This is a genomic window from Paracoccus haematequi, from assembly GCF_900631945.1.
GTDB classification, from domain to species: domain Bacteria; phylum Pseudomonadota; class Alphaproteobacteria; order Rhodobacterales; family Rhodobacteraceae; genus Paracoccus; species Paracoccus haematequi_A.
This window is the reverse complement of the sequence record NZ_UZWE01000039.1, coordinates 52,570-59,104: the sequence shown is the minus strand read 5'-3', so window position 1 is coordinate 59,104 and position 6,535 is coordinate 52,570. Positions and strand designations below refer to the sequence as shown.

Here is a 6,535-nt window from a genome sequence, read left to right as displayed (position 1 = left end):
GGCAAAGGTGCTGACATGACTTATCCTCCCCGAACAAGAGGAGCACAAACTGGGTCTTGCAGGAATCCCTCTGCGATTCACGTTTTTACCGAAACGCTTTAAGGGACGGCGTAGAGCAAGGAATTGCTGCACGAAGTCGAAAAAGCGGCTCCCCAATATGTGCCGCAAGCCATAACTTTTCCTCTCCCCGCTCAAAGGAAAATTTTTGCCTAGCGAAGGGAAAAAATATGGGCGGCAAAAGGAAAAGTTATGACTGGCGGGACACAAACCGTGGGATCAAACACCTAGCCGCATTTCGAATGGCCGCAGTTCGGGCAGGTCATGCAGCCTTCGTTCATGCGCATTCCGTATTGGCCGCAGCTCGGGCAGGCCGGGCCCAGCGGGCGTTCGCCCATGGCCACAGCCTCGACCTGCGGGTCGGATTTCAGGCCCAGGCCCTCGCCCGCCAGAAAGCCGATGGCGACCATATGGCGTTCGATCACCCCGCCGATGGCCGCCAGGATCGAGGGCACATAACGTCCGTCCATCCAGGCGCCGCCGCGCGGGTCGAAGACGGCTTTCAGCTCCTCGACCACGAAGGACACGTCGCCGCCGCGCCGGAACACCGCCGAAATCATCCGTGTCAGGGCGACGGTCCAGGCGAAATGCTCCATGTTCTTGGAGTTGATGAAGATCTCGAAGGGGCGGCGGTGGCCCGACTGCACGATGTCGTTGATGGTGATGTAGATCGCGTGTTCGCTGGCGGGCCATTTCAGCTTGTAGGTCGCGCCTTCCAGGGCGACAGGACGGTCCAGCGGCCGGGTCAGATAGACCACATCGGCGCCGGTATCGACCTGCGGCACGGCCTCGGCCGCCTCGCTGACCGACAGCACCGATCCGGTCACCGCATTCGGGCGATAAGTGGTGCAACCCTTGCAGCCCAGATCCCACGCGGACAGATACACATCCTTGAAATCCTGGAAGGACATATCCGCCGGGCAGTTGATGGTCTTGGAAATGCTGCTGTCCACCCACTCCTGCGCCGCCGCCTGCATGGCGACGTGATCCTGGGGTGCCAGGGTCTGGGCGTTGACGAAATGATCGGGCAAGGGCGCGTCGCCATGCAGGTCGCGCCACATCTGGACGGCGTAATCTGTCACCTCCTCCTCGGTCCGGCTGCCGTCCCTTTGCAGAACCTTGCGTGTATAGGCATAGGCGAAGACCGGCTCGATCCCGCTGGACACGTTCCCGGCATAGAGGCTGATCGTCCCGGTCGGCGCGATGCTGGTCAGCAGCGCGTTGCGGATGCCGTGCCGGGCCACCGCATCGCGCACATCCGCATCCATCCGCCGCATGAAGCCCGAGGCCAGGAAGGCATCGCGGTCGAACAGCGGAAAGGCGCCCTTTTCCCGCGCCAGGTCGGCAGATGCCAGATAGGCCGAACGGGCAATGGCCTTCATCCAGGCCCGCGTCTGTTCCACCGCATCCGGCGCGCCATAGCGCAGGCCCAGCATCAGCAAAGCGTCGGCCAGCCCCGTCACGCCCAGGCCGATGCGGCGCTTGTTCCGCGCCTCGTCGGCCTGCTGCGGCAGGGGAAATTTCGACGCATCGACCACATTGTCCATCATCCGCACGGCCACGCGGACCAGATCGTCAAGCGCCGCCATGTCCAGGCGGGCCTGCGGCGTGAACGGGTCCGACACCAGCCGGGTCAGGTTCACCGACCCCAGCAGGCAGGCGCCATAGGGCGGCAGAGGCTGTTCGCCGCAGGGATTGGTGGCGGCGATGGTTTCCGCATAATGCAGGTTGTTCTGCCGGTTGATGCGGTCGATGAAGATCACGCCGGGTTCGGCATAATCATAGGTCGCCCGCATGATCCGGTTCCACAGATCCTGCGCGGGGACCGTGCGATAGACCGTGCCGCCGAAGACCAGTTCCCACGGACCGTCGGTCTTCACGGCCTCCATGAAGGCGTCCGTCACCAGCACCGACAGATTGAACATGCGCAGCCGGGCGCTGTCCTGCTTGGCGGCGATGAAATCCTCGATGTCGGGGTGGTCGCAGCGCATTGTGGCCATCATCGCGCCCCGGCGGCTGCCCGCAGACATGATCGTGCGGCACATCGAATCCCACACGTCCATGAAGGACAGCGGCCCCGAGGCGTCCGCCGCCACGCCCCGCACCTCAGCCCCCTTGGGGCGGATGGTGCTGAAATCATAGCCGATGCCGCCGCCCTGCTGCATGGTCAGCGCGGCTTCCTTCAGCGCCTGGAAGATCCCCTCCATGCTGTCGGGGATGGTGCCCATGACGAAGCAGTTGAACAGGGTGACGCTGCGCCCGGTGCCCGCGCCCGCCAGGATGCGCCCCGCGGGCAGAAAGCGGAAATCCTCGAGCGCGGCATAGAAACGATCCTCCCACAGGGCAGGATCTGATTCGACCTTGGCCAGATCGCGGGCGACGCGGCGCCAGCTGTCCTCGACCGTGGCGTCCAGGGGTTGGCCCTCGGCGTCCTTCAGGCGGTATTTCATGTCCCAGATCTGTTCGGCGATGGGCGCGGCAAAGCGGGTCATGGCAGATCCCTTGGGGCTGCGAATGGTCATGCTACCAAATATGGACCAGATACCCGCCTGATCAAGCGTTCAGGCCGCGACGCACGGCGTCTTCGCAGGCCAAGGCCAGGGTTTTGCGCGTCTGCCCGGCCACCGGGACCGGATCATGCAGGACGACCATCACCCGCCCCTGCCGCCGCGCGGCCAGCACCGCCAGCAGATGCGGCCCCAGATCCATGTCGCCCCACCAGCCGTAAAAGCGCGGATCCGCGCCCGGCGGCGCGTGATAGACCGCGCTGACCGGCTGGATCGCCAGCCCGGCGGGCAGCGCCGGATCCAGGAACCCCTGGAACAGGGTCGGCTTGAAGGGCAGCAGCCGCCGCCCGTCGGTCGAGGTGCCCTCGGGGAAGAACAGCAGCCGGTGGCCTGCCCGGACCCGCGCCGCGAACTCGGCGGCCTGCGCCTGCGCCAGCCGGGGATCGCGGACAACGAAATGCGTGTCTGTGACGCGGGTCAGAATGTTGATGCCCGGCCAGCCCGCGACCTCGGCCTTGCTGACGAAGAACACCGGCATGGCGGCGTTCAGGACCAGGATGTCCAGCCAGCTTGAATGGTTCGCCACCACCGCGCCGGGGCCGCGCATCGGCACACCCCGCCGCCGCCAGCGGATGCCGATGCAGGCCAGCACCAGACGGCAGACCGCCTGCACATGCGGTCCCGTCCAGGGGCGGCGGCGGCCGTGAAGCAGACGCTCGACCCCGCGCAGGGGCAGGATCAGCAGCACCCCCGCCAGCAGGACCAGGATCGCACCCAATCCGCGCCGCGCGACGCGCAGCCAGTCGCGCAGGCCCCGAGGCCGGGCCAGGGGCGGCGGCACGGAATCGCGCCAGGTCGCCTGGGTCCGTCCGGGATCAACGCGCGGCGCCGGGCTCATTGCGGCTGCCAGCGGCTTTCATAGAACTGCCGGTGCTTGTCCGACATGGCGGCGGTGTCCATCAGCAGGAACACATCGGTGGTATTGAAGGCGCGGTCGATGAACGCCCCCTCGCCCACCATGCCGCCCAGGCGCAGATAGGCCTTGATCAGCGCGGGCATCCCGATCAGCGCCTCGCGCCGGTCCAGGCGGTCGGCGGGGATCAGGTCCATGCGGTGAAATCCCTCGGACCGGGCGCGGGGGCGCAGGTCGGCGGGGGCCAGGTGGTGATGGTGCAGCCAGCTGAGCGAGGGTGCCAGCATGGCGGTGTCGGTGCCGTGAAAGCTGGCGACGCCGAACAGGATCTGGATCCCGTGATCCAAGACGTAATCGGCAAGCCCGTTCCACAGCAGGAACATCCCCGACCCGCCCCGGCAGGCCGGATCGACGCAGGACCGGCCCAGTTCCAGCACCGGGCGCCCGCAGGCACGCAGCGGCGTCAGGTCGTATTCGGAATCGCAGTAGAACCGCCCGAACCCCGCCGCCACGTCCCCCCGCAGCAGGCGATAGACGCCCACGACATGATCCAGATCGTCCGGCGACCGGCGGTTGTCGATCAGGCACAGGTGATCCACCACGGGATCGAAAGCGTCGCGTTCCAGCCGCAGGTCGTGATCCACCAGGGGGCCGTCGCCGCCCAGTTCCTCGATAAACACGCGATAGCGCAGGCGCTGCGCAGCCAGAAGATCCTGCTCCGACACCGCCAGGCGGATGTCGAAGAACGACGGATCGGATCGGGTGCGGGCGGCGGCGGACATGGGCATCGCGGTCCTGTCTAGGCGGGCGCGGGGGGTATTGCAATGATGCAGCAGATTGACCTGAACGCCACATGCCGGGCGCAGGTTTGCTTGCAAAACACAATCAAAGGTTGCAATCGTTGCGGCATGAACCACTCAGTTGCCGTGCGACCAGACGATATCCAGCGAAACCCGCCTGCCGTCTATGACCTGCTTTCCGGCCTCGGCGAAGTTGACCGTGATCCGGTCGCCGATGCGCGACTGCACCTGGCCCTCGCCCCATTCGGGCGCGCCGGGATGGCGGACGATCATGCCGGGTTCCAGGATCTCGTTCACGGCAGCCCCCCTTGGTGACGTGCTGAAAGGTAATGCCGCATGACCCTGGATACAACGCGCATCACGCAGGCAGAGCTTGCGCACCTGCTGGGATCGCGGCTGTGCCATGACCTCGTCTCGCCGCTGGGCGCCATCGGCAACGGGGTCGAACTGCTGGAGATGTCGCCGGAATTTCCGGGCATCGGCGCCAGCCCCGAACTGAAGCTGATCGCGGAATCGGTGGCGGCGGCCCGTGCGCGGATCCAGCTGTTCCGCGTGGCCTTCGGCCAGGCCCAGGGCGAACAGCGCATGTCGCGCGCGGGTCTGGCGCAGCTTCTGGACGGCATTGCAAACCAGGGCCGGTTGCGCATCGACCTTGAGGCCGAGGGCGACTTCGCCCGCGTGGAACTGCGCATGATCATGCTGGCGATCATGTGCCTGGAAAGCGCCCTGCCTTGGGGCGGCGCGATCACCGTGCTGCATGACGGGGGCCGCTGGCGGCTGGTGGGACAGGCCGACCGGGTCAAGCAGGATGCGGCGCTGTGGGCCTGGCTGGGCGGCGACGCCCCCCGCCCCCCCGCCCCGTCCGAGGTTCACTTCGCCCTTCTGGCCCAGGCCCTTGCCGCCGCAAACCGCCAGCCAAGCTGGGATCTGGACGACAAGGGGGCCGAGATCGCGTTCTGATCCCCGGCGGACGGATCAGGCCCGGACCGTCCCGTCGCCCCGCACCAGGTATTTGAAGCTGGTCAGCTGCTCGGCCCCGACCGGGCCGCGCGCGTGCATCTTGCCGGTGGCGATGCCGATTTCCGCGCCCATCCCGAATTCCCCGCCATCGGCGAACTGGGTCGAGGCGTTGTGCATCAGGATCGCGCTGTCCAGCCCGGCAAAGAACCGCCGCGCCGTCGCATCGTTTTCGGTCAGGATCGATTCGGTGTGCTGGCTGCCATAGCGGCGGATATGCGCGATGGCCCCGTCCACGCCGTCGACCAGCGTGGCGGCCATGATCATGTCCAAAAATTCGCGCCCGAAATCGTCCGGCTGGGCCGCGACGGTGCCGGGAATGGCCGCCAGATCGCCGTCCGCGCGAACCTCGACCCCCGCATCCAGCAGGGCCTGGACCAGGGCAGAGCCATGCTTGGCGTAATAGCCCCGGTCGATCAGCAGACATTCGGCGGCGCCGCAGATGCCGGTGCGCCGGGTCTTGGCGTTCAACAGCACACGGCGCGCCTTGTCGGGATCGGCGTCGCGGTCGACATAGATGTGGCAGATGCCCTCCAGATGCGCGAAGACCGGCACCCTCGCCTGCTGCTGGACCAGCCCGACTAGCCCCTTGCCGCCGCGCGGGATGATCACGTCGATCAGCCCCTGCGCCTGCAACATCGCGGTCACGGCGGCGCGGTCGCGGGTTGGGACAAGCTGGATCGCGGCCTCGGGCAGGTTGGCCTGGCGCAGGCCCTGGACCATGCAGGCGTGGATGGCCTGGCTGGAATGCAGGCTTTCCGACCCGCCGCGCAGGATCACCGCGTTGCCGGATTTCAGCGCCAGGGCGCCCGCATCCGCCGTCACGTTGGGGCGGCTTTCATAGATCACGCCGATCACGCCGATGGGGGTGCGGACCCGCTGGATATGCAGCCCGTTGGGGCGGTCCCATTCGGCCACCACCTCGCCCACCGGGTCGCGCTGTTCGGCCACCGCGCGCAAGCCGTCCGCGATCCCGCGCAGACGGTCGGGATCCAGCCGCAGCCGGTCCAGCATCGAATCGGCCAGGCCCTTTTCGCGGCCGAACTGCATGTCCTTGTCGTTCGCGGCCAGGATCTCGGCCTGCCGCAGGCGCAGCGCCTCGGCCGCGCCGATCAGGGCCGCGCGCTTGCGTTCGGCCGATGCCTGGGCAAGGTCGATCGCGGCCGCCCGCGCGGCTTCGCCCATGCGCCCGATCAGCGCCGCTGCATCGTCGAGGTCCGTCATTGCCGTATCCATTCGCC

The 6,535-nt window shown here is 67.1% G+C and carries 6 protein-coding genes; 1 reads left to right on the top strand and 5 read right to left on the bottom strand.

What is annotated here, in order from left to right:
* Positions 1-284: 284 nt before the first annotated feature.
* The 4 genes from PARHAE_RS14395 to PARHAE_RS14380 all read right to left on the bottom strand — a co-directional run bounded on the left by PARHAE_RS14395 (position 285) and on the right by PARHAE_RS14380 (position 4,574).
* Positions 285-2,549, bottom strand: coding sequence for an adenosylcobalamin-dependent ribonucleoside-diphosphate reductase (locus PARHAE_RS14395; RefSeq protein WP_126155276.1), 2,265 nt, complete (start codon positions 2,547-2,549; stop codon positions 285-287).
* Positions 2,550-2,610: 61 nt separating this feature from the next.
* Complete coding sequence (olsA, locus tag PARHAE_RS14390) at positions 2,611-3,462, bottom strand: lyso-ornithine lipid O-acyltransferase (protein ID WP_126155275.1); 852 nt, start codon at positions 3,460-3,462, stop codon at positions 2,611-2,613.
* Complete coding sequence (gene olsB / locus PARHAE_RS14385; protein ID WP_241232824.1) at positions 3,459-4,265, bottom strand: L-ornithine N(alpha)-acyltransferase; 807 nt, start codon at positions 4,263-4,265, stop codon at positions 3,459-3,461. Before olsB ends, olsA begins: the two co-directional genes overlap by 4 nt.
* A 129-nt stretch (positions 4,266-4,394) precedes the next feature.
* The gene (locus PARHAE_RS14380; protein ID WP_126155274.1) at positions 4,395-4,574 is read right to left on the bottom strand and encodes a DUF3553 domain-containing protein; all 180 of its coding nucleotides are present in this window, start codon (positions 4,572-4,574) and stop codon (positions 4,395-4,397) included.
* A gap of 39 nt (positions 4,575-4,613) precedes the next feature.
* Here PARHAE_RS14380 and PARHAE_RS14375 point away from each other — a divergent pair, with 39 nt between their 5' ends.
* Complete coding sequence (locus PARHAE_RS14375) at positions 4,614-5,237, top strand: histidine phosphotransferase family protein (protein WP_126155273.1); 624 nt, start codon at positions 4,614-4,616, stop codon at positions 5,235-5,237.
* 15 nt (positions 5,238-5,252) lie between these two features.
* On the opposite strand, the gene PARHAE_RS14370 is transcribed toward PARHAE_RS14375, so the two are convergent.
* Positions 5,253-6,518 carry a glutamate-5-semialdehyde dehydrogenase gene (locus PARHAE_RS14370; protein WP_126155272.1) on the bottom strand — a complete coding sequence of 422 codons (1,266 nt, stop codon included), beginning with the start codon at positions 6,516-6,518 and terminating at the stop codon, positions 5,253-5,255.
* Positions 6,519-6,535 lie beyond the last annotated feature (17 nt).